This is a genomic window from Nocardioides marinquilinus (genome assembly GCF_039543705.1).
In the GTDB taxonomy this organism is placed as follows: domain Bacteria; phylum Actinomycetota; class Actinomycetes; order Propionibacteriales; family Nocardioidaceae; genus Nocardioides; species Nocardioides marinquilinus.
This window is the reverse complement of sequence record NZ_BAABKG010000012.1, coordinates 1-659: the sequence shown is the minus strand read 5'-3', so window position 1 is coordinate 659 and position 659 is coordinate 1. Positions and strand designations below refer to the sequence as shown.

Below are 659 nucleotides of genomic sequence, written 5' to 3'. Positions count from 1 at the left end.
ATCAGGCAGCTTTGTTGTTCTGTTTACCAAGTTCTCTGGCAATCATTGCCGTCGTTCGTATTGCCCATTTATCGACATATTTCCCATCTTCCATTACAGGAAACATTTCTTCAGGCTTAACCATGCATTCCGATTGCAGCTTGCATCCATTGCATCGCTTGAATTGTCCACACCATTGATTTTTATCAATAGTCGTAGTCATACGGATAGTCCTGGTATTGTTCCATCACATCCTGAGGATGCTCTTCGAACTCTTCAAATTCTTCTTCCATATATCACCTTAAATAGTGGATTGCGGTAGTAAAGATTGTGCCTGTCTTTTAACCACATCAGGCTCGGTGGTTCTCGTGTACCCCTACAGCGAGAAATCGGATAAACTATTACAACCCCTACAGTTTGATGAGTATAGAAATGGATCCACTAGTTATTCTCGGACGAGTGTTCAGTAATGAACCTCTGGAGAGAACCATGTATATGATCGTTATCTGGGTTGGACTTCTGCTTTTAAGCCCAGATAACTGGCCTGAATATGTTAATGAGAGAATCGGTATTCCTCATGTGTGGCATGTTTTCGTCTTTGCTCTTGCATTTTCGCTAGCAATTAATGTGCATCGATTATCAGCTATTGCCAGCGCCAGATATAAGCGATTTAAGCTAAG

General features: G+C 41.6%; 2 protein-coding genes. One reads left to right on the top strand and one right to left on the bottom strand.

Annotated features, from left to right (window positions below):
- Position 1 precedes the first annotated feature (1 nt).
- The gene (locus tag ABEA04_RS22935; protein WP_000213975.1) at positions 2 to 202 is read right to left on the bottom strand and encodes an antirestriction Ral family protein; all 201 of its coding nucleotides are present in this window, start codon (positions 200 to 202) and stop codon (positions 2 to 4) included.
- 236 nt (positions 203 to 438) lie between these two features.
- On the opposite strand from ABEA04_RS22935, the gene ABEA04_RS22930 reads away from it, so the two are divergent.
- Positions 439 to 659 (top strand): super-infection exclusion protein B (locus ABEA04_RS22930; RefSeq protein ID WP_345464687.1); only part of this gene is annotated, 221 nt, incomplete at its 3' end.